The organism is Paraburkholderia sp. EG286A, from assembly GCF_040965375.1.
Lineage (GTDB): Bacteria > Pseudomonadota > Gammaproteobacteria > Burkholderiales > Burkholderiaceae > Paraburkholderia.
Map to the genome: position 1 here is coordinate 516,977 of NZ_JBFRCB010000002.1, position 24,775 is coordinate 541,751.

The window sequence follows — 24,775 nt, forward strand, 5'->3', positions numbered from 1 at the left end:
TAGCCGTGAAAATTGATCGTTTTGCTCGATCCCTTATGGTGTCTACGATTGTAGCTATCGGAGCAGGTCATTCGGAGTCGGAAATGAGAGAAATTTCTTCGGATATCACGTTTGAAGTGGCGGCCGACCAAACGGCCTCGGTGCGCGTCACGCGCAGCACGCGGCTGACCGTCAAGTGCGGCACTGTCTGGGTCACGCGCAGCGACGACACCGCCGACTACTGGCTCGAGCCCGGCCACACGCTGCGGCTGCGGCGCGGCGAGCGCCTGTGGATCGGCGCGGAAGGCGGCGCGGCTGCGTGGGTGGGCTTCGCGGCGCCGGCGCGCCTCAGTGAGCGCGTGGTCGACCTGGCCGCGCGCGCCGCACAGCGCGCAGGCGTTCACATCGGCGACGGCTGGCGCACGGTTTGACCTGACGGCCCGTCATTCAAGAACGGCGGCGATGGGAGCCCACCCATCGCCGCCGTTATCCGCAGCATGCCCGGCGCGCTCGTCCCGAATTCGGTAAACTCCCGAAATCATGTGCGCCACCCCGGTTTCACCCTCGCAAATTCCTTCCGACCCCGACGCGGCCGCGGTCGCGTCTCAAACGGCAAGTTCGCCCATCGTCGTGCGCTGGCGCGGCAACGAGGCTTATCAAGCAAGCTTCGACGCCATGCGCGAGTTCACGGCCGCCCGTGACGCCCACACGCCCGACGAAATCTGGCTCGTCGAGCATCCGCCCGTGTTCACGCTTGGCCAGGCCGGCAAGCCCGAGCATCTGCTGGTGGCGAACAGCGGCATCCCGCTCGTACAGATCGATCGCGGCGGGCAGATCACGTATCACGGGCCGGGCCAGGTGGTGGCCTACCTGCTGCTCGACCTGCGGCGCCGCAAGCTGATGGTGCGCGAGCTCGTCATGCTCATCGAGGACGCCGTGATCGAAACACTGGCGGCGTATAATCTCGCGGGCGAGCGCAAGGCCGGCGCGCCCGGCATTTACGTGCCAGAAGGCGCCAGCGGCGCGAGCGCTTTGCATGTGGGCGCCAAGGTCGCCGCGCTCGGCCTGAAGATCCGCAACGGCTGCAGCTATCACGGCGTGAGCCTGAACGTGTCGATGGATCTGAGCCCATTTCTCGCGATCAATCCGTGTGGATACGCAGGTCTCGAAACCGTCGATATGGCCACGCTCGGCGTTCAGGCGAACTGGCGCGACGTAGCCGGCACGCTGGCGGCGCGGCTCGAGGCGCACCTCACGGTGCACGCAGCAATACTTCCGACGGTAGCCGAAGCGGCTGCCACAGACCCTTCAGCCGAAGCGGCCGGGATGAACCCGGCCGCAGAGGCGGCTGAAAAGGAAGCGGCCGCTTACGCGGCCGCGATGGACCCGGCCGAAGCGGCCATATCAGGCGGGCAACCGCCGCAACCGCAGGCTGACGTCGCACCGGCGGCCTGACTGGATCGAAAGCATGACTGACGTAACCGCGAACCCCGCCGCAAACTCCGCTGGCACGAGCGCCGACGCCGTTGCCTACGACGCCACCGCAAAACAGAAGGCGCAGGCCAAGACCTCGCGCATTCCGATCAAGGTCATTCCCATCGAGAAGCTCAAGAAGCCCGAGTGGATCCGCGTGAAGGCGGCCACGGGCAACTCGCGCTTCTACGAAATCAAGAACATCCTGCGCGAGCACAACCTGCACACGGTGTGCGAGGAAGCGAGCTGCCCGAACATCGGCGAATGCTTCGGCAAGGGCACCGCGACGTTCATGATCATGGGCGACAAGTGCACGCGCCGCTGCCCGTTCTGCGACGTGGGCCACGGCCGCCCCGATCCGCTCGATCCGGACGAACCGGCCAACCTCGCGCGCACCATCGGCGCGCTCAAGCTCAAGTACGTCGTGATCACGAGCGTGGACCGCGACGACCTGCGTGACGGCGGCGCCGGCCACTTCGTGGAGTGCATCCGCCAGGTGCGCGAGCAGTCGCCCGAAACGCGCATCGAGATTCTCACGCCGGACTTCCGCGGCCGTCTGGATCGCGCGCTGCAGATCCTCAACGCCGCGCCGCCGGATGTGATGAACCACAATCTCGAAACGGTGCCGCGCCTCTACAAGGAAGCGCGCCCGGGTTCGGACTACGCGCACTCGCTCAAGCTGCTGAAGGACTTCAAGGCGCTGCATCCCGAAGTCGCGACGAAGTCGGGCCTGATGGTGGGGCTCGGCGAAACCGAAGAGGAAATTCTTCAGGTGATGCGCGACCTGCGCGCGCACGACGTCGACATGCTGACGATCGGCCAGTACCTGCAGCCCTCGGAGCACCACCTGCCGGTGCGTTCGTACGTGCATCCCGACACCTTCAAGATGTACGAGGAAGAGGCGTACAAGATGGGCTTCACGCACGCGGCCGTTGGCGCGATGGTGCGTTCGAGCTATCACGCCGACCTGCAGGCGCATGGGGCAGGGGTGGTCTGACGAGCCTCGCGCCGCCTGTACGCCCGCAACAAAAAAAAGCCCGCTGAGCGGGCTTTTTCTTTTTCGCACAGCCGTGCGCGTTCGCCTTGCGTCCACCCTCTCGTGCCGTGCCGGTTCGCCTGACATGCACCCTGGGCAACCTGTTTGCTGCTGTTATTTAGGCATATTTCACAATTCAATTCGGACGCAAAGACCTTATTCGGAAACGTCCTAGAGATTCACTGCCATCTAGCATCCAGAATAAGCGTTGTCCGAAGAGGATGGGTGGCGGGCGCAAGCGATTCTGTCTAATTGATTAGCATGACGAATAATAAAGGCAGTCCCGGAGTCAATGACTGGTTGCCGCCGCCGCAATTGAAATAGCCTGGAGTGACTTTATGAAAGCAAAGAGCATGACTGCCGTCGGCGTCGCCGTTCTCGCATTGAGCGCACACGGTGCGTTCGCCGCCGACACGGTTGCCGACGGCCAGATCACCTTCACCGGGGAAGTGACCGCGCAGACCTGCACGATCAACGGCAACGGCACCGGCAGCGCGAACTTCACCGTCGGCCTGCCGACCGTCTCGGCAACGACGCTGGCTTCGGTGGGTTCAACCGCGGGCCGAACGCCGTTCAACATCGCCCTGACGGGTTGCACGCCCGACAGCGGCTCCGTCCACACGTTCTTCGAATCGGGTCCGACCATCGATCCGGTAACGGGCCACCTCGCGCTCGACGCCGGCGGCGCGACCAAGGTCGAGATCGGCCTGCAGAACGCCGACTTCAGCGATATCGTGCTCGGCCAGCCAGATGGTACGCAGAAGTCGCAGTCGGTCAGCATCAACAGTGGCTCGGCAACGCTCAACTACTACGCGCAATACGTCTCGCTGGGCGGCGCAACGCCCGGCGCGGCGAATTCGAGCGTGATGTACACCATGTCGTACGAGTAACGGCCTCGCAAGCCGGCGCCGAGGTTCGCCGACTTGCAGCGCCGGGTTTGCCTGTTTTCAGTCCGAAGGTCCAGTCATGAAGGTCCGATCCGCATTCCGGCTGCTTCCCGCAGCATGTCTTGCCGCAGTCGCGCTCTTTGGCGCGGCGCGCGTCGACGCGGCGGTCGTCATCGCCGGCACCCGTGTCGTTTACAACCAAAAGGACCCCGAAGTTACGCTCAAGATGAGCAATGTCGGCGCGCAACCGGCCCTCGTGCAGGTGTGGGCCGACAGCGGCGATGCGCGCTCCGCGCCGAGCGGCGTCGGCGACGTGCCGTTCACGATCACGCCGCCGGTCGCGCGTATCGATCCTGGCAAAGGGCAGACGCTGCGCATCATCTTTACCGGCGAGCCGCTCGCGCAGGACCGCGAGTCGGTGTTCTGGCTCAACGTTCTCGAAATCCCGCCCAAGCCCACGGGTGAACTGGCCGCCTCGAATCGCCTGCAACTGGCGTTTCACTCGCGCATCAAGCTGTTCTACCGTCCGGGCGGGTTGCCTGGCCGCGCCGACCAGGCGCCCTCGCAGCTCGTCTGGCAACTGGCGAGCGACCACGGGCAAGCGGTGCTGATCGCACGCAACCCGAGCGCCTACCACGTCTCGATCACCGAGGTGACGCTGAAGAGCGCTGCGGGCACCGCCCAGGCCTCCGACGGCGAGATGGTCGCGCCCGGCAAAACGCAGCGCTTCGTCCTGAAAGGCGCGGCCTCTGCGGCGCCGGACGCGAAGGTCAGATTCCGCTCGCTCAACGACTACGGCGGTCCGGTCGATACCGAAGCGCCGCTGCAGCCCGGCGCCGCGCCCGCGTTGCCGCAGTAGTCATCCGGCGCACGCGCGCCGCTCCTCGAATGCACGCCCGATCATGCCGCGCCCGCGCGGCAGGGGATCGGCTTGTCCGAACCCAGGGACCATGCCCATGTCATGCAACTTCTACCGTGGCTTTGCGACGTTCGCGCCGACGCCGCTGCACTCGCTCGCGCTGCTCGCGTTCGCCGCGGCGGCCGGCTGTGCATCGGCCCAGGGTACGCAGGGCACGCAAGGCACGCAGGTCGCGCAGGTGGAGTTCAACGAGGCGTTCCTGCAGCAGGTCGGTCCGGCCATCGACGTGGCGCGCTTCGACAAGGGCAACGTGGCGGTGCCGGGCGAGTATCGTGCCGACCTCTATGTCAACGAGACATGGATGGGCCGCGCGAGGGTGACGCTCAAGGAAACGGCCGATGGCGTCGTGCCGTGTTTCAATCGCGAACTGCTCGAGCGCATTGGCCTCGACTTCGCAAAGTTGCCGGCCGCCGCCGAAGCGCTCGCGCCCGGCGCCAGCGCATGCGTGGCGCTGCCGTCGCTCGTGCCGGACGCGACGGCATCGTTCGATAACGGCGAGCAGCGGCTCGACGTCAGCGTGCCGCAGGCCGCGCTGAGCCGCCGCGCACGCGGCTACGTCGAGCCGAAGTACTGGGACGACGGCATCCCCGCTGCGCTGCTGCAGTACAACGCGAACGCGTATCACTCGGAGGCGAACGGCTATGCATCGACGCAAGGCTATCTCGGCCTGACGGCGGGTCTGAACCTCGGCCCGTGGCGCTTTCGTCACAGTGGCAGCCTGACCACGTCGACGGGCAATGGCACGCACTATCAGTCGATCCAGACGAACCTGCAGCGCGCGATCACGCCGCTCAGGAGCCAGCTGACGATCGGCGATGCGTTCACGGACGGCACGATGTTCGACAGTGTCGGCTTTCGCGGCGTCCAGCTCGCCACCGACGACCGCATGTACCCCGAATCGCAGCGCGGCTACGCGCCGACGATCCACGGCATCGCACGCAGCAACGCCGTCGTGCGCGTGACGCAGAACGGCAACGTGCTGTACGAGACGAACGTGGCGCCGGGGCCGTTCATGATCGACGACCTGTATCCGACGGGCTACGGCGGCAACCTGCAGGTGGTGGTGACCGAGGCGGACGGCACACAAAGCGTCTCGGCGGTGCCGTACGCCGCCGCGCCGTTCGCGGTGCGGCCCGGCATCACGCGCTTTTCCGTGACGGCGGGCGAATACCGCGACGCGCTCGTGGACAGCAAGCCGCCGCTTGCGCAGGCCACGGTCCAGCACGGCTTTACGAACGCGCTGACGGGCTACGGCGGCGCGACCGTTGCGCAAGGCTATCTGGCTGCCGTGGTGGGCGCGGCGCTGAACACGCCGCTCGGCGCCTTCGCCTTCGACCTCACACAGGCGAACACCGCCCTGCCGGGCGGCCAGCCCTCGCGCAGCGGCCAGAGCCTGCGACTGTCGTACAGCGAGCTCGTCGTGCCGACCAATACGAACATCACGGTCGCTGCGTACCGCTATTCGAGCAGCGGCTATCTGAGCCTGCAGGACGCGATGCGCCTGCGCACGAGCGGCATGGCCGGGCTCGCGATGTACGACGGCGGGCTGCAGCGCAACAGCTTCCAGATGACGCTGAACCAGGCGCTGCCGGCCGGCTGGGGCCAGTTTTATCTGAGCGGCACGATGCGCGACTACTGGAACCGCGGCGGCACCGACACGCAGTTCCAGGCCGGCTACAACAACACCTTCCGGCGCGTGAACTACGGCGTATCGGCCTCGCGCCAGTACGCGCTCACTTCCCAGCGTTGGGACAACCGCGTGATGGCGACGGTGTCTGTGCCGCTCGGCATCGGCGCGCATGCGCCGTACTCGACGACGAGCGTTCAGCACGACACGCTCGCGCGGGTGAGCGTGCAGGAGAACGTCTCGGGCACGCTCGGCGCGGACAACGCGTTCTCGTATGGCGTCAACGTCAACCACACCGGCGGGGGCGACGTGGCCAGCACCACCGGCGCAGGCGTGAACGCGACCTGGATTGCGCCGCTCGCCACGCTCAACGCGAGCGCGGCCCTGAACAGCGGCTATCGGCAGGTGGGCGGCGGGCTCGCGGGCGGCGTCGTGGCCTGGCGCGGCGGCGTCGCGCTCACACCGACGATGGGCCAGACGATGGCGATCGTCGAGGCGAAGGACGCGGCCGGCGCGCGCATCGCCACGCAAAACGGCCTGCGCGTGGACCGCTTCGGTCATGCGCTCGTTTCTAATCTCACGCCGTTCTCGAGCAACGAGCTCGAAATCGACCCGAAGGGACTGCCGGTCAGTGTCGAGCTGAAGTCGACGTCGCAGCACGTCGCCCCAACGGCCGGCGCGGTCGTGCACGTGGCGTTCGAGACCGACAACCCGGGCCGCGCGGCGGTGATCCGCGCGAAGGGCCAGGATGGCCAGCCGCTGCCGTTCGGCGCGCGCATCGTCGATGCGGCCGGCAAAGACGTCGGCACGGTCGCGCAGGGCGGCCGGGCTGTCGTGCGCGGGCTCCAGGATATCGAAGGCGAGCTTCAGGTGAGCTGGGGCGAGGGCGGCGCGCAGGCGTGCCGCATGAAATACCGGTTGCCGGCGGCGGATCGCTCGCAAGACACGGCATGGACATCGATCGATTCGGTTTGCGACTGAACACGGGCGCGGTTGCGTTCGGACACACAGGAGAGTGCAATGAGACGTGTGAAACTCGTGGGATGGCTCGTCAGGGTGGCGGCCTTGCTGGCGTTTGGCCTCGGCTTGTTTTGCGGCCCGGCTCACGCATCGTGCACGTCCCCGTCGCTGCCGATCAATCTGCCGTACGGATCGAGCCTGAAGATCGCCACCAGCTTGCCGGTTGGGGCCGTCATTCCCGGCAGCGCGAGGACCTTCACGATCAGCGGTACGTGCGAACTGGGCAAGCGCAATGGCGCGTCTCCAAACACGGTGGAGGTCGGCAGCACGATCGTCGCCTGTACGTCCGACGGCGGGTCGCAGGAAATCTCGCCTGGTCTGTACTCGACCGGCGTAGCAGGTATTGGCATGCAATTGCTGGACGGTTCGGGCACGCCGATCAGCGGCGGCACGAGCCAGAAGTGCTACGACCAGATTTCAACGATCCAGGCCGGCGGGGCATTCAGCTTTTCAGGGACGTTCCAGCTGGTCAGGGTCGCGGGGACGATCCCGGCGAACGCCGACTTCACCCCCGCGCTCGCGGAGTGGCAGTTCGGCGTATATAACACTGGCTACGTGCTCAACTACAACAACGCGCAGTCCGCGCTGCATCCGTCGGGCATCATCGTGTTGAACACGCTCACGTGCAACGTGAACTACCCGGCCGCCGTGGCCCTGCCGGCCGTCAGCGTCGGCACGCTCGGCGTCGTGGGCGCGAGCGCCGGATCGACGCATTTCTCGATTGGCCTGAGGTGCGACGACAACGCGGTAGTCGGCATCACGATGGACGCCGCGCCGGGATACGCGGTGCAAACGCCGGCAGCCGGGGTACTCGGGATTCAGGGTGGGCCAGGACAGGCCGCCGGCGTCGGCGTGCAGATCCTCGATCGCAGCTTCAATCCGGTGCCGCTCCAGCAGCGCGTGGGCATGGGCTCTATCGCGGCTAGCCAGCAGACGCAATACGACTTCTACGCACGCTATTACCGCACGGCCACGCCGGTGACGCCGGGGCCCGTGTCCAGCGCGCTCGTCTTCACGTTCGACTACCAGTGACGCGATTCGCCATGGGCTTTGGCATTTCTGGAAATCCAAACATCCAAAGGGCGCGATTCTGGAAAACCAGATTCGCGCCTTTGTCCGCTGGATAAAAGTCCTTATAAATCAATGGCGTGAGAGATTGCGCTAGCTGGCATTCTCCTTGCAATTAAGAACGCGCGGCCACCCAGGCCGCGACAAAAAAAATCTATGCGTTGCATGGGACGGGACTAAGCGCTAAAGCGCCAAGTCCCGTCGACAGGAGACAGCCGATGTCCGATCCCATCTTCCGGTTTCGCTGATCCCCAGTTTCGACCTGTCGCGGCCCGAACTCGCTTCGTTCGGCCATTGGCTTAACTCATTTGCAGGAACCATCGTGAAGAAACCTCTCCACAAAGTCCTCTACGTCCAGGTGATCGTGGCGATCGTCATCGGCGTGATCCTCGGTCATTACTGGCCCGCGATCGGCATCGACATGAAGCCGTTCGGCGACGCCTTCATCAAGCTCATCAAGATGGTGATCGGGCCGATCATCTTCTGTACCGTCGTGACCGGCATCGCCGGCATGGAGGACATGAAGAAGGTGGGCCGCGTGGGCGGCAAGGCGCTGCTCTACTTCGAGATCGTCTCGACCTTCGCGCTCGTGCTCGGCCTGATCGCCACGCACGTGCTGAAGCCGGGTGCGGGCTTCAACGTCGACGTCCATTCGCTCGACGCCAAGGCCGTGGCCAGCTTCGCCGAAAAGGCCCATGGCCAGAGCAGCGTCGACTTCCTGATGCACATCATTCCGGACACGATCACCTCGGCGTTCGCGCAGGGCGAAATCCTCCAGATCCTGCTGATCGCGCTGCTGTTCGGCGCCGTGCTCACGCAACTGGGCGAGCGCGGCCGCGTGGTGACCGAGTTCATCGACAGCATCTCGGGCGTGCTGTTCGGCGTCGTGAAGATCGTCACGAAGCTCGCCCCGATCGGAGCGTTCGGCGCGATGGCGTTCACCATCGGCAAGTACGGCGTGGGCTCGCTGATCCCGATGCTCAAGCTCATCGGCACGTTCTACCTTACGTCGATCGTGTTCGTGCTCGTCGTGCTCGGCGCGATCGCCCGCTTCACGGGCTTCTCGATCATCCGCTTCGTTTCCTACATCAAGGAAGAGCTGCTGATCGTGCTCGGCACGAGCTCGTCGGAATCGGCGCTGCCGCAGCTGATGCAGAAGCTCGAACGCCTTGGCTGCTCGCGCTCGGTCGTCGGCCTCGTGGTGCCGACCGGCTACTCGTTCAACCTCGACGGCACCAACATCTACATGACGATGGCGGTGCTCTTCATCGCCCAGGCGACCAACACCGACCTCACGTGGACGCAGCAGCTCACGCTGCTCGCGGTGACGATGCTCACCTCGAAGGGCGCGAGCGGCGTGACCGGCGCGGGCTTCATCACGCTGGCGGCCACGCTCGCCGTGGTGCCGACCATTCCGCTCTCGGGCATGGTGCTGATCCTCGGCATCGACCGCTTCATGAGCGAGTGCCGTGCGCTGACCAACATCGTCGGCAACGGCGTGGCGACGGTCGTGGTCTCGGCATGGGAGAAGGAGCTGGACCGCAACAAGCTGCGCGCCGTGCTCTCCGGCGAGGTCGAAGAAATGAAGGAAAGCGCAGGCGCATAAGGCGCGCCGGGCGGGCGCGCGCAAGCCGCAAGGCGCGCCGCCCGCCGATGTCTGTTCTCCCGATGTTTCGCGGCGATGGCCGCTGGGCGGCGCAAGCGTTTCCCCTGCGCGAGCGCCGTCCGTTTTTGTTTTCCCGTCTGACCTGGCCGCAGTCTGGCTGGGTGGGCACGATGCGCGCCGTCCGACCCGGACGCCCCGGCGCGGCCGTGTGCCACAATCTCCCTCATCCCCTCGACCGTCTGGAAGCCGCTCACGTGACGCGCCGCCTCATCATCCTCTTCGCGCTCGCAGCCGGCCTCGTCGCGGTCTGCGCGCTGACATGGGCGCTCACGTGGCAGGCCGGCATCGACGCGCTGCGCCGCAACGCCGCCGTGCGCGGCGACCGCACCGCGGCTTCGCTCAAGAGCACGCTGGAGCGCTACGACTCGCTGCCCTATATCGTCGGCGAGCATCCGCTCGTGCAGGACGTGCTGGTCGAACAGCGACCCGAGTGGGTGGCCGCCGCCAACCGCTATCTCGAAGACGTGAACCGCCACGCGCGCGCCACGACGACCTACATCATCCGCGCCGACGGTATGAGCATCGCGGCCAGCAACTGGCGCGACCCAGATAGCTTCGTGGGCGCGGATTACCGCTTCCGGCCGTATTTCATCGACGCGATGAACGGCCGCGTGGGGCGCTTCTTCGGCATCGGCACGATCTCGCACGATCCGGGCTACTACGTGTCGCAGCCCGTGCGGCGCGACGGCAAGATCGTCGGCGTGGCCGTGGTGAAGCTCAATCTCGAATGGTTTCCGGGCACCGATGCCTCGGAGCCGCTGCTCGTCACCGACGACCACGGCGTGATCTTTCTCTCCTCGGTGCCCGCGTGGAAGTACCGCACGGTGCGCCCGCTGCCGCCGGCCGTGGTGGCCTCGATCGACGCCACGCGCCAGTATGCGAGCGAGCCGATCGCGCCGCTGCCGACGAGCGTCGAACGCGTATTGCAGGGCGGCGCCGACATCGTGCGCATGGGCGCGGGCATCCGCGCGCCGCGCTACCTGGAAACGCGCCGCTCGCTCGGCGAGCCCGACTGGCATCTCGTCACCATGTCGTCGATCGACCCTGTGCTCGAAGCCTCGCGCAACGCGACCATCATGACGGGCTTCGGCTACGTTTCGCTGTGTCTGTTCGGCTTCTACTGGCGCATGCGGCGCGCCCGCGTGAGGGAAGTGATGCGCAGCCGCGCGATGCTGCAAAAGGCCTACGCGATGCTCAACGAACGCGTGGCCGAGCGCACCGCCGACCTCTCGCAGGCCAACGAGCGCCTGCAGCGCGAGGTGGCGGAGCGCACGCGCGCCGAGGCGGAACTGCGCGCGACCCAGGACGAGCTGATTCAGGCGAGCAAGCTCGCCGCGCTCGGCCAGATGGCGGCGGGCATCACGCACGAGCTGAACCAGCCGCTCGCGGCGCTGCGCAGCTTCTCGGACAACACGCGCGTGTTTCTGGAGCGCGGCCAGTACGCGGCGGCGACCGAAAACCTCGAGGCGATCGGCTCGCTCACCGAGCGCATGGGCAAGATCGTCAATCAGCTCAAGCTGTTCGTCGGGCGCGCGCGGCCCAGGAGCGCTCGCGCACCGGTTGCCCGGGCGCTGCGCAACTCGCTCGCACTGCTCGGCAAGCGGCTCGACGGCGTGCGCGTGGACCTCACGCTAACGGAAGACGGCGCACCGACCGTGCCGCTCGATGTGGACGCCGAGTACCCGGACCTGAGCGCGCAGAGCGACGACCTGCGGCTCGAGCAGGTGCTCATCAACGTGCTCGGCAATGCGCTCGACGCCGTGGCGGGCCTGCCGTCGCCGCGCATCGCGATCGACGTGCAGGCGAGCGCCGCGACGCTCGCCATCGCGGTGAGCGACAATGGGCCGGGCATTCCCGAAGAGGTGCTGCCGCGCCTCTTCGAGCCGTTTTTCACGACGAAGGAAATGGGGCAGGGGCTTGGCCTCGGACTCGCGATTTCCTCGTCGATCGCACGCGACTGCGGCGGCTCGCTCACGGCGAGCAACGTGCCGGAGGGCGGCGCACGCTTCGTGCTGACGTTGCGCCGCGCGCGTGCGGATGCTGCGAGCGCGGCGCGTGCCGCCGGGTTGTGACGCTGGGTTGTGACGCTGGGTTGTGACGCTGGGTTGTGACGCTGGGTTGTGTGGCTGGCTTTTGAATCAGGATGGCGAACGAACATGGTGAACACCACGCCCGGCCGGGTGCTCTACGTAGAGGATGACGAACTCGTGCGCCGCGCAGGCGTGCAAAGCCTGCAGCTCGCGGGCTTCGACGCCGCCGGTTTCGCCAACGCGGAAGGCGCGCTGCCGCTCGTCGATGCCGACTTCGCGGGCGTCGTGGTGAGCGACATCCGCCTGCCGGGCATGAGCGGGCTCGATCTGCTCGCGCAATGCCACGAGCGCGCGCCCGAGGTGCCGATCATCCTCGTGACGGGCCACGGCGATATCTCGATGGCCGTGCAGGCCATGCGCGACGGCGCCTACGACTTCATCGAGAAGCCGTTCGCCTCCGAGCGCCTCATCGAAACGGTGCGGCGCGCGCTGGAGCGGCGCCTGCTCGTGCTCGAAAACCTCGCGCTGCGCCGCGAACTGGCGGGGCATGACACGCTCGCGCCGCGCATCATCGGCAAGAGCCCGGCGATCGAACAGGTGCGCAAGCTCATCGCGAACGTCGCGCCGACGGACGCCTCGGTGATCATCAACGGCGACACCGGCGCGGGCAAAGAGCTGATCGCGCGCAGCCTGCACGAGCTTTCGCCGCGCCACGACAAACCGTTCGTCGCCGTGAACTGCGGCGCGCTGCCCGAGCCGATGTTCGAATCGGAGATGTTCGGCTACGAGGCGGGCGCGTTCACGGGCGCAGCCAAGCGCCGGATCGGCAAGCTCGAGCACGCGAGCGGCGGCACGCTCTTTCTCGACGAGATCGAGAGCATGCCGCTCTCGCTACAGGTGAAGCTGCTGCGCGTGCTGCAGGACGGCGTGCTGGAGCGCCTCGGCTCGAACCAGCCGGTGCGCGCCGACTTGCGCGTGGTCGCGGCGGCCAAGGGCGACATGAGCGAGCACGTCGCGGCGGGGACCTTCCGGCGCGACCTGCTGTACCGGCTGAACGTCGTGACGATCGCGCTGCCGCCGCTGGCCGAGCGCCGCGAGGACATCGTGCCGCTCTTCGAACACTTCCTGCTCGACGCGGCGGTGCGCTACCAGCGTCCCGCGCCGCTGCTCACCGAGCGCGACCGCATGCGGCTCGCGCAGCGCGACTGGCCGGGCAACGTGCGCGAGCTGCGCAATGCGGCGGACCGGCGGGTCCTCGGGATTCCCGACGATCTGACGGCCGGCGCGGCGGCCGGCGAGGACGACGCGTTGCCGCTCAAGGAGCGCGTGGAGCAGTACGAGCGCGCGCTGATCGCCGACGCCCTGCAGCAGAGCAACGGTGCGGTCGCCCAGGCCGCCGAGCGGCTGCAGATGGCGAAGGCCACGCTGTACGAGAAGATTCGCCGCTATGGGCTGGTGGCGCGCGGCGAGGCGTAAAGCGGCACAAGGAGGCATAAAAAAAGCAGCGGGATATCCGCTGCTTTTTTATTGGCTACGCGAATCGCGTATCAGGTCGCCAGCGCCTTCTGCAGCAACTGGTCGAGCTCGGCGAACTGCGGCTCGCCCACGTAGCGCTTGAGGATCTTGCCGTCGCGGCCGATCACGAAGGTGGTCGGCGTGAGCTGGACGTTGCCGAACTGCTTTGCCGCCGAACCATCGTCCATTGCCACCTTGAACGGCAGCTGGCGCGTCTGCGCGTAGTTGGCGACGTACATCGGCGCGTCGTAGTTCATCGCCACCGCGACGAACTCGAGACCTTCGCCCTTGAAGCGGTTATAGGTCTGGACCATCTTCGGCATTTCCGCCATGCAGGTGGTGCAGCTCGTCGCCCAGAAGTTGACGAGATAGACCTTGCCCTTGAGGTCGTGCGTGGAGACCTTCTGGCCGGACAGCAGCGTGAAGGTCGCGTCGGGCACGCGCTGCTGGCTGCCGAAGAACGCGAAGTAGCCGGCCACGGCGATCGCGACGACGACCACCGCCGCGCCGATGCGCATGAGCGCGCCGGAACGCTTGTTCGAGGAATTCGGGGATGCAGCGGTCATGAGCCTTGCCTCGTGCGCCAAAGGACGCGGGTGTTGAGCGCAAATATTGTAGCGCCGAATTTCCCGGCATAGCGGTTGCGAGACAACATCCGGGTATGCGCCGACGGATAATGTCGCGCACCTTTCACTTCCGTGACGAACCGCGCCCCATGGTCCTGGACATCCTTCGCCGTGCCCGACTCCCGTTGCATCTGCCGATGGCCGCCTTCGTTCCGGCCCGCGCGGCGACGCTGGGCGTACTCGCCGCCGCGTTCGCGCTGGCCGCCTGCTCGCCCACTTACGACTGGCGCACGATTTCGAACGATGCGAGCGGCTACACGGTCGATCTGCCGGCCAAGCCCGACAAGGACGAGCGCAGTATCGACGTGAACGGCACGCCGATGCGCATGCGCGTGCAGACGGCCGAAGTCGCCGGCGACGTGTTCGTGGTCGGCACGCTCGATCTGCCCGACGCGCAGCCCGCGACGCAGCAAAAGGCGCTCGAGTTCCTGCGCGCGGGCCTCGCGCGCAACGTGGGCGCGCCGGCCGAGGCGCACGCGGTGGCGGTGCCGCTTGCGACGGGCGGCTCGATCGAGGGCGTGGAGATGCGCATGGCCGGCAAGGCGGGCGCCAACGGCGAAGCGCGCACGATCCACGCGCGGCTCGTCGCCAAGGGTGCGCGGGCCTACCAGGTGGCGATCGTCGGGCGCAGCGAGCCGCCGGTCGAGCAGATCGACCAGTTCTTCGGATCTTTCAAGCTGTACTGAGTTTTGGGACTCCGCAGTACGCCTCGCACCGCCATGTTTCGCTCACGCAGCCGCGGGCGTTTGCGCGACGAAGTGAAGGTTGCGCTGCAGGTAAACACGCTAATTACCGGATTTGATTGAGGGTTTACTGGTTACCCACAGGACCTGTGGGTAACTTTGTGGAAAACAGCGCCGCGTTGGCCGGAAAGGGCCGTCCTGTGGGCTTTCTGTTAGTTTTGGCCGCTTTTCTGTATATCCAGAAGGGTAGAAGAATCAATGGGTTACCAAAGTGGCCCCGGCGTAATGCGAACCATGCACAGAACCGGGGTCAACACGACGAAATGTGCATAAGTCAAGTCTTGACTTCGACTTATTGGCGCTATTCACATTCGCCGCAACGCAAAGCGGCGGCGTTTTCCCGCGAAAAAAGCGCTGTGCATGGCTATCGCTCGGCAAACACACGCCGGTACTGCACGGCCTCCGCCACGTGCGTGGCTTCGGGCATCGCGGCGCCCGCGAGATCGGCGATCGTGCGCGCGACCTTGAGCACCCGGTAGTGCGCTCGCGCCGACCAGCCGAAGCGCTCGCCCGCTTCGCGCAGCAGCGCTTCTCCGGTGGCGTCCGGCTGGCAGACTGCGTCGGTTTCGCGGCCGGTCAATGCGCGATTGGTTTTACCCTGGCGCGCCAGCTGGCGTTCGCGCGCCGCTTGCACGCGAGCGGCGATCGCGGCGCTCGGTTCGGCGTTCGAGCTCGCGCGGGCGGCCAGTTCGGCGGGCGGCAGCGCCGGAATCTCGATCTGGATGTCGATGCGGTCCAGCAGCGGCCCCGACAGCTTGCGCAAGTAGCGCGCGGCGCTTTCGGGCGTGCAGCGGCAGCGCCCGGCGGGGTCGCCGCGCCAGCCGCACGGGCAGGGATTCATCGCGGCGACGAGCTGACACGCGGCCGGAAAGTCGGTCTGCCAGGCGGCGCGCGAAATCGTGATCGCGCCCACTTCGAGTGGTTCGCGCAGGGTCTCTAGCACGTGGCGATCGAACTCGGGCAACTCATCAGCGTTTATGGTTGGCGGAACACTAGCCAAGTCTCCCAAAACCCCATAAACATGGGCTTTCAAGGTTCGGCTAGTGGTGACAGGCAAGCCACAACTCTCTTGGGTATCGACATTTACGGGTTGTGGCTAGTGCATCTTCTGTACTTTTTTGGGTTTCGGGGATTGGCCACAACCTGAACGAAGTGATGTTACAGGCAAAGACGCCACTCCCCCCCGCCCCTCGCCTAAGGCGAGGGGAGCGCTCCCGCCGGGCCGCAGGGCCCTCGAGGCAGCCGGGTAAGGACCTAGCGGTCCTGACTCGGCTGCCCCGAGGGCGAGCCTGTTTTACCCCTGACGCATCAATGGCAAGCCCCGTACTCACCCGTTCGGTGCTCGGCCTTCGGCCTGTGCTCCGCTGCGGCTTCCGTGCGGGGTCAGGGCGTTGCCCTGACCATTGACCCGTCGAAGGCGTCACGCGTCTTCTGTGCACTCTAGTGACTGGATTTGCCCTGGCGGCGGCAGTCTAAATCCAGTAATGCGTGATGTACGCCTGCTGATGGCTTGCTCAATGCCTTCGACGTCGCCAGCAAGCAGCACGAGCTCACGCCCTCGGGTAATCGCGGTATAAAGCCATTCCCGCGTGACGAGCGCAGACCTTTCAACGACGACCAAGACGACGCTCGCGGAACTACCCTGGGCCTTGTGGCAAGTGATGGCGTAAGCGAGCTCGATATCGCCCTCCGCTTCTCGAGGCAGCGCACGCGCCTCGGCCTCCCCATCCCACAAGACGGTGATGGTCGGCCCGTCTATTGATGTAACGACTCCGAGCAGCCCATTGAATAGGCCATCCTGATAGCGGTTCGCCGTGGTAACCACCGGGTCACCGACCGCTACCGTAGCAAGAGGCCCGAGTCGACGAGTCGGAGTGTCCAGGTGGCGCATCTTGAGCGATTGAGTTTCGTTGACGTCCGACACGGTCGCCCGTGTCGCAGCGACAACCATCAGTTCGGTGTCACCTCTCAATTGCGTCTGGACTAAATCAAGGTCGGCTATTGGCACGAGATACACGCCCCGGCTTTCGCCGCGCCATGGTTCAATCCTCGGAGTCTTCCCCTCTCGTATCAGCGCAGACATTGCCGGAATTGCACTGTCCTCCGCCTGCCGAAGCACCTTGGTCAGCCGAGCAACGCGGCTGCCCTCGCTGACAACGTCGTGGAAGACTTTGCCGATTCCAACGGGCGGCAACTGCCCCTGGTCGCCAGCGAAGAGAATGCGAGCACCACCTGGCAGCAAGCGGAGCAATCTATGCAGGTTGGGGGTATCCATCATTCCCGCCTCGTCAATGACGAGTAGGGTATTTGCGGTGAACGAGATATCAGAAGCCGGCCTCTTTGTCGTACCCGTGCGTTCCTGTTCTCCCTGTCGCTCGAGCATCCCTATCAGCCGCGCAATCGTGTAGGCCAGCCGAGGTTGATGATGAGACGAAGCGCCGCGTGAGAGCGTCAATGCGGCCTTGCCAGCCAACGCTCCCATCACAACGTCACCACCAACAGCTTCCCACGCGGTGGCTAACACCTTCATCACCGTTGTCTTGCCGACACCCGCTCCGCCTTGCAACGCAGCCACAGGCATCGTAAGAAGCTTGACGACGGCCGCGTGCTGCTCATCAGTCAGTCTCAAACCGACTTTCGATTCAGCATCAAGTACGAGACTGTCCAACGCGTCGAGTTCAGGAATCGACACGAGCGGTGCACGCTGCTCCATAGCCGCTAGCGCAGCCGTTACCTGGTCCTCCAACCATGCCGCACCAGGCACCCGCACCAACGTATCCGCACGACGAAGAAGCCCCTGGTCTTCCGCGTAGCGTAGCGCCGCCTGCGCATCAACAGCGCGCTCTTCAAGCAGAGCAAACAGCCTTTCTTCGGTCACGGCTGTATCGCCATCAGACAGCACCTCTCGCCACACGCTGCTGAAGGCCCCCGTCAAGCGCGCCGGATGCCGATGGAGGTCTGCGTTCGAATCGACAGAGCGCAACAGGCGTTGGCCGACCCGGTCGGCGTGCTTCCAATCCATGAGGCTTGCAGACACGTAGGGATTGCGATGCAATCGGTTAACTGCGTCCGCTCCCGCCATGAAGCGCCACAACTGATTCGCGACTCGAGATTCGCGGATGCCGAGTTTCTCCAGAAACGTGAGGAATTCGACTTCCGCGAGCCTGATATTGACCGCGCCCATATCCATCGCCATTGCGGCGTAGAGCTGCGCCGTGATACGCGACGCAAGAGCAGGTCGGTCAGTGTCTATGACTGCGGTCACTTCTGACATGCGCGCGGCGTCACGCAGCACATCAGGCAACGCGTGGCCGAATGCATCCAGGAGCCGCTGCGCACGGCTGGGGCCAATGTTCGGCATGCGTTGAAGCCACGGCCCGAGAAGATGCCCTTGAGCAACGACCCGTTTCATCCGTTTGCTGTCTATCTGAGGGACACTCTTCCCGAACCGGTCTTGATACGACGAGAGTAACCCTTGCACCGTGAACGCATCACCCGCCAGAGGCTGTGTGTCTCGGCCGGCGAACTTCACGCGGACGATATCGCCATTCTCGCGGCGCGCTGTAAAGATGCAGCCGCCCTCCATCTGCGAGAGCACACGCTCTACAACAACGATGCATTCGATGTTTTCGCTCACTCCTCGACCCTCACGAAGATGCCAGCATGCATGGCGTCTACCTGAGCGCGTAGGCGCAGATTCTCGGCTCGAAGTGATTCGATTTCAGCCGCAGCGTCCTTCAGTTTCTCGAGCAGTTCGGCCTGGACTGCCTGGGCTTCAACTGCCGCTTGTGCCGAAGCCTTCGCGTCCTTCGCCTGTCGGACCATGCGTTGCCGGAGGGCGGCATCTCCGGCTTCCTGCGTGAGTCGAGAACCGATGGGCAAGAGACCTTGCCCTTCGGCCATCATGTTAATGATTTGAGTGAGCTCAGCGCGCTCGTAGAGGTATTTTTCCTGCGTCGTTTTCAAGTCAATGGCTTGTGCAATCGCACGGACATTGACCTTTCCATCTGGAGTCGCAGGAAGTGTTGGCTGTCGCGAGCTATCGGGCTGGGCAAGGTACTCCATTTCGCGGTCGTTGAGATACGCCTCAAGTCGACCGAGCACCTGCGGAATGACGCTGGGGCGTGGCATCTCTATTTGTTCTCCGCTCGGAGTGGCGATACCTTTTGCTTGGTCAATTCGGAAACACGCCGTCGAAGTTTTTCGTTCTCGTGCTGAGCCTCTTTCAACAGTTCGTTGGCATGGGCCAAGTCAGTTTCAGTTATGCGATGCGTTTCGCGCAGCTCTTCGTACAGTTGCTTCCATTCTTGGATACGTGTGCCAAGTTCCTTCCGAACACGCATCCGACCGACAACAGTGCCCTCCTTGAGTGTTTTTAACCAATCATTTACCTGTCCAGCCAACTCGACATATCGGTCTTTATGAAACGTGTTGGGGTGGATTTGGGCGCGACGAGCGACCTCGGCCAGCGACACTGCACCCTTGTTGTGTGGATAGATTCCTTCGTTGGCGGCGATTTCTTCCTGTATTGTCGTCATCACTGCTCGGACGCGCTCGTGCGTCGCCTCAGCATTGGCGTTATAACGCGCGAGAGCAGCCTCGCGCATCCGCTCCCGCGACTCGTCGGAATAGGTTCGCTTTCCCTGACTGTCTTTCATGCAGGCACCTTGGTATCGTTGTTTGCCATCAACGCGCTCACTGTCGGATGAGTCATCCATTTCCTCATCAGGTCTTTGAAGCGAGGCACATGAGCGCGGACTTGAGCTGCCCAGTGCGCTGCAGTCAGTGATTCCTCGTCAACAACGGCTCGTTCGTAGGCGGTCACGCAATCTTGAATGGCACCGTCAAGGTCCTCCCGGAGGAAACCTTCCTCCAAGCGGTGCGTGCAACGGCTTTGACATTTGGAGGGTTCCGGTCGTCCCTTACTTTTATTGCAAGGACCGGCTTCGCCTGCGAACTTGGTGCAGATAACACCGGGGCGTACCTGTTCCCATGCTTTGCCTTGCAGGGTAAGCAACTCGGCCAACTCAGTGGCACTGGATAGCTCCCACTCCGCGCCGTGACGGTGCATCTGGTCGCGTTTTACTTCGATGGCGTGGTGGATAGTCTCGGCCGCCGGGCCGCCGTATCCGCCATGCTCCGCTTCGCCAGTGGTATCGGCTCCGACCATTGTTTCGACAACATCTCTCGCGCGCATGACTCGCAATTCACGCGTTACGGTCTCAATCTCGGCACGAAGCTCCTTATCGGCAAGAATATAGTACAGAGTCATTTCAATGGACTTGTGTCCAAATATCTGCATAAGAAGCCGTGGGGCTTGTGTCAGCGCCAAGGCGACCAATCTTGCAAGTGTCTTGCGGAAGCGGTGCGAACGCAGGTTTTGGCCTCCGGGCGCAGTGTCCAGATTGAGATTCCGCGCATAGGAGATAAGCGCTGGGTTGACGTCACCCAACGGCAAAGTCGCATTGCTCATATATGCAGCAGAGATGCGCCCCCACATGTGTGTCTTGGCTGTCTTGTCTGCTTGTCGTCGCGAACGCTTCGGGCTGAGGGAGTTGACCTTCTCGGCAAGGGCGACCAATCTACCTTGCTGTTCGAATGCGTCCACGGCTACATCAGGGAGTTGCCAATCACGTAGCTCCCCCTCATGGCGTTCTACCAGCTTGAAGGTGCGGCCGTCTGCGTATGCACGGCCGTCGACCGCGTATTCGACACAAGTTCGCTCGAGACTCAGAATCTCAGACCGCCTCGGTCCCATGCTTAGCAGCCCGACGCACAAATGGGCGGCTTGGACCGTGCCGAGCAGTCCCATGAAATCTCTGTAGTTACGAGGAGGCCAGCGCTGCTCTCCCTCGTCATCCAAATTCTCGACCGCATCACCGAAGCCGTGCACTTTAGGAAGGTTCAACGGGAATGGCGGTCTCTCGATAAGACTACCGTTCTGGTCTCTCCACTCAAACGCCTCCAACAACTCCCGGGCCGCATCGCCCCGAGTGTCCCGCACAGTATCCGAAGCAAGATGTGGTTTGTCGGTTCGCTTCCAAACTTCAACTAACTCGGCACCGACGCGAAAGAGGTTTGGGGCAAGGTCGTATATGAGCCACAGTCCACGAGAGCCGAGTTCAGCGACGTATTCGTCGGGCAGAGGGAGGTGTGCGTTTCTCTTGGGAGGAGCCTCGTTATGCCGTGCAGGTCCGGTCATGGCCTTGGCGAGCGAGCGGTTGCCCAGAATGGGAGTGTCCCACCATAGGCCGAGTTCGCTCAGCATTTCCATTCGTATGCACTCTTGAACTACTTTCTTTCGCGCATTCGACGAAAGCGTGTCTAAGTCATCATGCTTTAAATCCGAAAGTAGGCCGATTGTTGCTTCTGAAACATCTGACGGTGCAGCATCCGGCGCAGTCCGCAGCTTAGAAAGCCGCTTTGCGACGGCCACCGCCATCAGCGGTGGTCCATACGAATATGCAATGCCGCGTGCGACGCTCGGGCTTAGTGAGCGGAAACTGTCACGCCCTTTTCCCGAAGGACCCATACGAAGCAAGCAAAGGTAGCGGGAGAGTATGAGCGTCGCGCTATCAAGCACGGCGTTGACCAAATTGTCTTGTCCGATTTTTATGTCTGGTGGCAGGAAGTGCTGAATGCGCTGACGCAGATTTACGGTTGCGTTCTTGGAGCCAGGTGGTATCCAGTCACGTCTTGTCTGCCATACGCCAAACGTGTCACCTTGTTGAAGAACGCGTTGCACTGCTGCGACCTCTGTCGGCGACATGTGAGCTAACGTCTCCACGGAATAGAGCAACCTTGCTCTATTCCGCGTCTCTTCGATATCCGGGTGTTGCTTTTCGCCGTTCGCGGGCTTTCTGGCTGGTTTTAGTTCGTGCGTTTTAACTTGAGCCTTGTTCGCCATACGTCAGGCCTCCGCGCCGTCAAATTCCATGACTCGATAAGCCCCACTCGCGATGCGCGTCTCCCACTCCACGACCATCGCGTCAGCTTGTTGTCGGTCAAACCCTAGCAAGGCGAGCTCGATATTTTCCATTTCTTCGCCGAATGAGGACTGCACATACGCCGTGGCGCTCATGTTTTCTCGCAGGTATCGAAGTTCTGCCAATCGCTTGCAAAGGCCCGGCAAACTGTCTGGAAACAACACGGCATGTTCCACACAAAGTAGGCAGCGCTGAACAGAACACATGGCCTCACCGTCAGGTTGGAAATCAGGCGCGATGCGTTTAGGAGGATTGTGCGGGTCCTTGCAACCTACGCCGATGCGACTGCGTAAGAGGTTTCGATAGGCGTCGAGACGCTGTCGGTTGTCTTCGGTGACCTCTCCGTATCGCGACCACATAGCAAGTATCGTTGGGTCGACACGTCGATGAACACGGATTTCGTGCCAGAGAGCTGTACTGAAGGTTGCATAGAGCTTTCGATGCTCTTCCTGCAGCAACGTATTATCCAAATAGGCGCGCGTTGAACTGAGGCGCTTGTGGTTTAACGCTCTCATTACTGCAAGAATGGAGCCGCCACTGGCGTGGTAGACGCGGGCTGCGAACGCGTCCCGCAAGTCCGTCGCCGTGACCGATGCTATTTGACGGTCAGCTGCCTGCCGACGGTTGAGGGACTCAATTACATTCGGCAAGAAGTCTTTGCCGTCATAGTTGCTGCCGCTCAGCCAATGTATGCCGTACCGATTCGTGAAGAGCCAGACTGAGCGTACGCCTTCCTCAAGCCGAGAGATACGGGTTTGTAGCTCGGGTGAATCCGCTCGTGTCCGCTCTTCCTGGCAGGCAGTAAGCTCACGTTGCAGCTGCAATCGAAGTGGAGCGGTTTGAGCAATGAGCTTCTGGAGTACGAATCCTGCGCCGCCCCGGGTTTTGAAGAGGCCTTCGCAGACCTGTTCAGCCCCGCCCGCCCTGTCCTTAGAACCGCGCAGGATGTATCTCGTTGCATCCTTCGGGTGTGGCTCGATGAACCGTGCCTGCACGTTCAAATCGAGGAATACAGCTGGATTCCAACCTGTGGTCGCAAGGCAAAGATGGAACGCCGCGCGAATGTCATCTCCGTCCGGATATCTACCGCGCAGGATTTCCGCAAGCGTAAGGTCGTACTTCTTGTAAAAGTCGTCTCTGGATTCGTCACCGAACAATTCCTCGACAGCTTCGGGCCGTGCGACCTTCGTGCGTTTGACGAATTCATCTAAGCGTCGGTAGCCTTTGAGCAACCGGGTCTGTTCGAAGTATTCAGTCGGCTGGTCTGTCTGAGATGCAACCGGCGCATCGATTCGAAGTAGTTCAGTCGTCAAATCCCAACGTTCAAGCGCGGCAAACCAGCGGTGTTTGAGGTCGTGCCGAAGCAAGTCGGTCTGCCACTGCGGCGGGAGATGTCGGCTTGGGTTCCGATGTCCGGGGCGTTGCCAGTAAAGCTGTCGCACGCCCAGGGCGGCGCGTGTTTTATTGGCAACCAGCAGGAAATTTCCAAACTGGAGCCTGTCCATCCCATCGTCTAAGGCACGTTGTCGATGTAGTTCGTTCAGGTCAATCGTGGAAGAGACGTTTGATGCCTCGGGCATCGCATCTTCGACAGCGTCAAGCAACCGCCACCAGGCTCGAAGGGCATTCATGTACTGTGCGACAGAATCCTTCGCGAGTGGCGAGAGATGGTCTACAAGAGCAGGAAACATCTCGTGAATGAGCTCTGGGCGTCCACGAAATGGTCCTTTCCACTTTGTACCCTTCGAGGCCTGCTGTCCCGACGCAAAGATTTCCAAGTCAACGAGACACTTTTTGTCCGGATGTGACGTCCAAAACTTCAGTGGTCCGAGAATTTGGACACTTACAGGTTCTGAAACCAGAGACAGTGCGGAAGCGCCGTCCCGAAGATGGTCTTTGGAGTTTTTGTTCGACCGTATGCTCATTGGCCCGTTCCCGAATGGTCTGAATTATTTATCGGCGAGGTCGAGTTCGTCGTCTAGGGAGACTGCTTCACTCACGAGTGCGACAACCCATCGTACGTAGTCCATGGTTGTGGAATCATCAGCGTGACCGAGCTGCGGTTGAATCTGCAATCGGATGATGCTTAACGCCGTTGACTCGAGCAGAGCCGTGGCAGTCTCATTTGAGAGCTGACCGATGCTTTCGTGCTTCGAGAGCTCACGCAAAAGAACTGAACAAGCCCACCAATGACGGCCTTGATGCGGTGACCAACCTGAGATAGGTAGCTCGACGCTGACCCAGGCGTCGTAAATCTCCTTCCCTTTAAAGCGCTGGCCGTTGTCTGCCCGCAAGAACAGATGTACGGCCTCTTGGGCTTTCGCTCGACGAGCGTCTGCGCCCTTAACCCCGTCGAGTCGCCGTTTAAACGCCAGATTCCGAGCACCATTTCTATAGGCGTGCCAACGCCGCGCTAGGCTAAGCGGAATCAGAATCTCCCTGTCAGGTCCGATTTTGTCGCCGTGGTCTTCACCATAACTCGTTCCCTTTGTGCCGTATCGTATTGCGATGGGAACAAGCTGTTTATTCTCGGGTGCTAATGGGTTGGATATCTTCCACGTGCCCGGGTCGGCGGGGAGGGTGTCTACGCGCAGGGCCGCAACTTCCTCGCGTCGCATTGCTGTGAGCAATATGGTTTCGCACATGAGCCCCAACGTCGAGCCGACCGATTCATGAACCCGGTCACACCATCGTCGGACCGCTGCGGTCGCCGGCATCTCTAATTTTCTCGGAGATGCTCTTGCCTTTCCGCGACGAACCCGGACTTGGCGGGTCATCTTGCCACCGGCCCTCGTAGCAGAACCAAGCGTCAGTTCCTGCATCTCATACGGGACCTCAAATGCACCTCTGATTCCCTTACCAACCATCCATGTCAAGAAATCGCAGGCCTGCTGCACACGAGCGTTCACGGTAGCGGCTCTCCGTCTTTGTCCATCCCGAGACCATGTCCCTTCGAGCATTTCGGATTGGTACCGGCCGGCTACATGAACAGAGTAGCTGCAGGTCATCAAGTCCACACTTCGAACGTCGGCCCATTCCAGAAAGTTGACCAGCCAATGGGCATAGTCGCGCATGGTCGTCTGGGTTGGGATTACACTCCGGGCGCTCCCTTCGGGTCGCCAGAGGCCTAATCCGCGCTCAATCAGGTATTGGTTAGCCAACCGGTGATACCCGGGGCGGCCATCAAGAATGCACGGCAG

Annotated in this window: 18 protein-coding genes and 1 pseudogene; 11 read left to right on the top strand and 8 right to left on the bottom strand. The window is 63.1% G+C overall.

All coding sequences use genetic code 11. From position 1 onward, the window contains the following. The first annotated feature begins 83 nt into the window (after positions 1 to 83). From AB4Y35_RS09045 to AB4Y35_RS09090, 10 genes are all read left to right on the top strand, one after another. Positions 84 to 410 carry a DUF2917 domain-containing protein gene (locus AB4Y35_RS09045; protein ID WP_158756803.1) on the top strand — a complete coding sequence of 109 codons (327 nt, stop codon included), beginning with the start codon at positions 84 to 86 and terminating at the stop codon, positions 408 to 410. A gap of 109 nt (positions 411 to 519) precedes the next feature. Next, positions 520 to 1,434 (top strand): lipoyl(octanoyl) transferase LipB, encoded by a 915-nt coding sequence (lipB, locus tag AB4Y35_RS09050; protein ID WP_368704165.1) that lies wholly within the window; start codon positions 520 to 522, stop codon positions 1,432 to 1,434. A 13-nt stretch (positions 1,435 to 1,447) separates the two neighbouring features. After that, positions 1,448 to 2,449, top strand: a complete 1,002-nt coding sequence (gene lipA / locus AB4Y35_RS09055) for a lipoyl synthase (protein ID WP_342949553.1) — start codon at positions 1,448 to 1,450, stop codon at positions 2,447 to 2,449. Positions 2,450 to 2,826: 377 nt separating this feature from the next. Then, a complete protein-coding gene (locus AB4Y35_RS09060) occupies positions 2,827 to 3,378 on the top strand; it encodes a fimbrial protein (RefSeq protein ID WP_368704166.1) in 552 nt (183 codons plus the stop codon). A 76-nt stretch (positions 3,379 to 3,454) separates the two neighbouring features. Continuing rightward, positions 3,455 to 4,234, top strand: coding sequence for a fimbria/pilus periplasmic chaperone (locus AB4Y35_RS09065; protein WP_368704167.1), 780 nt, complete (start codon positions 3,455 to 3,457; stop codon positions 4,232 to 4,234). A 97-nt stretch (positions 4,235 to 4,331) separates the two neighbouring features. Continuing rightward, entirely contained in the window at positions 4,332 to 6,902 is a 2,571-nt protein-coding gene (locus AB4Y35_RS09070) for a fimbria/pilus outer membrane usher protein (RefSeq protein WP_368704168.1), read from the top strand. A 39-nt stretch (positions 6,903 to 6,941) separates the two neighbouring features. After that, positions 6,942 to 7,973: a fimbrial protein gene (locus AB4Y35_RS09075; RefSeq protein ID WP_368704169.1), complete on the top strand. Its 1,032-nt coding sequence runs from the start codon at positions 6,942 to 6,944 to the stop codon at positions 7,971 to 7,973. A 355-nt stretch (positions 7,974 to 8,328) separates the two neighbouring features. Continuing rightward, complete coding sequence (locus AB4Y35_RS09080) at positions 8,329 to 9,615, top strand: dicarboxylate/amino acid:cation symporter (protein WP_165979442.1); 1,287 nt, start codon at positions 8,329 to 8,331, stop codon at positions 9,613 to 9,615. Between the two features lie 170 nt (positions 9,616 to 9,785). Then, positions 9,786 to 11,747: an ATP-binding protein gene (locus AB4Y35_RS09085; RefSeq protein ID WP_368704636.1), complete on the top strand. Its 1,962-nt coding sequence runs from the start codon at positions 9,786 to 9,788 to the stop codon at positions 11,745 to 11,747. 84 nt (positions 11,748 to 11,831) lie between these two features. Beyond that, positions 11,832 to 13,181, top strand: a complete 1,350-nt coding sequence (locus AB4Y35_RS09090) for a sigma-54-dependent transcriptional regulator (protein WP_368692531.1) — start codon at positions 11,832 to 11,834, stop codon at positions 13,179 to 13,181. A 71-nt stretch (positions 13,182 to 13,252) separates the two neighbouring features. Here the strand turns inward: AB4Y35_RS09090 and AB4Y35_RS09095 are convergent, their stop codons facing one another. Next, positions 13,253 to 13,786: a TlpA disulfide reductase family protein gene (locus AB4Y35_RS09095; RefSeq protein ID WP_368692532.1), complete on the bottom strand. Its 534-nt coding sequence runs from the start codon at positions 13,784 to 13,786 to the stop codon at positions 13,253 to 13,255. Between the two features lie 197 nt (positions 13,787 to 13,983). Here AB4Y35_RS09095 and AB4Y35_RS09100 point away from each other — a divergent pair, with 197 nt between their 5' ends. Continuing rightward, positions 13,984 to 14,532 (top strand): hypothetical protein, encoded by a 549-nt coding sequence (locus tag AB4Y35_RS09100; protein WP_368704170.1) that lies wholly within the window; start codon positions 13,984 to 13,986, stop codon positions 14,530 to 14,532. A 421-nt stretch (positions 14,533 to 14,953) separates the two neighbouring features. Here AB4Y35_RS09100 and AB4Y35_RS09105 read toward each other — a convergent pair. The 7 genes and pseudogenes from AB4Y35_RS09105 to AB4Y35_RS09135 form a co-directional block, all read right to left on the bottom strand. Continuing rightward, positions 14,954 to 15,559, bottom strand: a pseudogene (locus tag AB4Y35_RS09105) (ATP-binding protein); the annotation flags it as partial. Positions 15,560 to 16,009: 450 nt separating this feature from the next. Continuing rightward, positions 16,010 to 18,226 (bottom strand): ATP-dependent RecD-like DNA helicase, encoded by a 2,217-nt coding sequence (locus tag AB4Y35_RS09110; RefSeq protein WP_368704171.1) that lies wholly within the window; start codon positions 18,224 to 18,226, stop codon positions 16,010 to 16,012. Further along, positions 18,223 to 18,720, bottom strand: coding sequence for a hypothetical protein (locus AB4Y35_RS09115; RefSeq protein ID WP_368704172.1), 498 nt, complete (start codon positions 18,718 to 18,720; stop codon positions 18,223 to 18,225). The genes AB4Y35_RS09110 and AB4Y35_RS09115 overlap by 4 nt, the downstream gene beginning before the upstream one ends. Before the next feature lie 2 nt (positions 18,721 to 18,722). After that, positions 18,723 to 19,247 carry a hypothetical protein gene (locus AB4Y35_RS09120; RefSeq protein ID WP_368704173.1) on the bottom strand — a complete coding sequence of 175 codons (525 nt, stop codon included), beginning with the start codon at positions 19,245 to 19,247 and terminating at the stop codon, positions 18,723 to 18,725. Beyond that, positions 19,244 to 21,496 carry a hypothetical protein gene (locus AB4Y35_RS09125; protein WP_368704174.1) on the bottom strand — a complete coding sequence of 751 codons (2,253 nt, stop codon included), beginning with the start codon at positions 21,494 to 21,496 and terminating at the stop codon, positions 19,244 to 19,246. The genes AB4Y35_RS09120 and AB4Y35_RS09125 overlap by 4 nt, the downstream gene beginning before the upstream one ends. Before the next feature lie 3 nt (positions 21,497 to 21,499). After that, entirely contained in the window at positions 21,500 to 23,206 is a 1,707-nt protein-coding gene (locus AB4Y35_RS09130) for a hypothetical protein (protein ID WP_368704175.1), read from the bottom strand. A gap of 318 nt (positions 23,207 to 23,524) precedes the next feature. After that, positions 23,525 to 24,484: a hypothetical protein gene (locus AB4Y35_RS09135; protein ID WP_368704176.1), complete on the bottom strand. Its 960-nt coding sequence runs from the start codon at positions 24,482 to 24,484 to the stop codon at positions 23,525 to 23,527. Positions 24,485 to 24,775 lie beyond the last annotated feature (291 nt).

Bases quoted from the DNA above. Each gene is read 5' to 3' on its own strand.
- AB4Y35_RS09115 (WP_368704172.1), bottom strand. From the start codon at position 18,720: ATGCCACGCCCCAGCGTCATTCCGCAGGTGCTCGGTCGACTTGAGGCG.
- lipB (WP_368704165.1), top strand. From the start codon at position 520: ATGTGCGCCACCCCGGTTTCACCCTCGCAAATTCCTTCCGACCCCGAC.
- AB4Y35_RS09120 (WP_368704173.1), bottom strand. From the start codon at position 19,247: ATGAAAGACAGTCAGGGAAAGCGAACCTATTCCGACGAGTCGCGGGAG.
- AB4Y35_RS09070 (WP_368704168.1), top strand. From the start codon at position 4,332: ATGTCATGCAACTTCTACCGTGGCTTTGCGACGTTCGCGCCGACGCCG.
- AB4Y35_RS09065 (WP_368704167.1), top strand. From the start codon at position 3,455: ATGAAGGTCCGATCCGCATTCCGGCTGCTTCCCGCAGCATGTCTTGCC.
- AB4Y35_RS09095 (WP_368692532.1), bottom strand. From the start codon at position 13,786: ATGACCGCTGCATCCCCGAATTCCTCGAACAAGCGTTCCGGCGCGCTC.
- AB4Y35_RS09090 (WP_368692531.1), top strand. From the start codon at position 11,832: ATGGTGAACACCACGCCCGGCCGGGTGCTCTACGTAGAGGATGACGAA.
- AB4Y35_RS09085 (WP_368704636.1), top strand. From the start codon at position 9,786: ATGCGCGCCGTCCGACCCGGACGCCCCGGCGCGGCCGTGTGCCACAAT.
- AB4Y35_RS09045 (WP_158756803.1), top strand. From the start codon at position 84: ATGAGAGAAATTTCTTCGGATATCACGTTTGAAGTGGCGGCCGACCAA.
- AB4Y35_RS09130 (WP_368704175.1), bottom strand. From the start codon at position 23,206: ATGAATGCCCTTCGAGCCTGGTGGCGGTTGCTTGACGCTGTCGAAGAT.
- AB4Y35_RS09060 (WP_368704166.1), top strand. From the start codon at position 2,827: ATGAAAGCAAAGAGCATGACTGCCGTCGGCGTCGCCGTTCTCGCATTG.
- AB4Y35_RS09125 (WP_368704174.1), bottom strand. From the start codon at position 21,496: ATGGCGAACAAGGCTCAAGTTAAAACGCACGAACTAAAACCAGCCAGA.
- lipA (WP_342949553.1), top strand. From the start codon at position 1,448: ATGACTGACGTAACCGCGAACCCCGCCGCAAACTCCGCTGGCACGAGC.
- AB4Y35_RS09100 (WP_368704170.1), top strand. From the start codon at position 13,984: ATGGCCGCCTTCGTTCCGGCCCGCGCGGCGACGCTGGGCGTACTCGCC.
- AB4Y35_RS09075 (WP_368704169.1), top strand. From the start codon at position 6,942: ATGAGACGTGTGAAACTCGTGGGATGGCTCGTCAGGGTGGCGGCCTTG.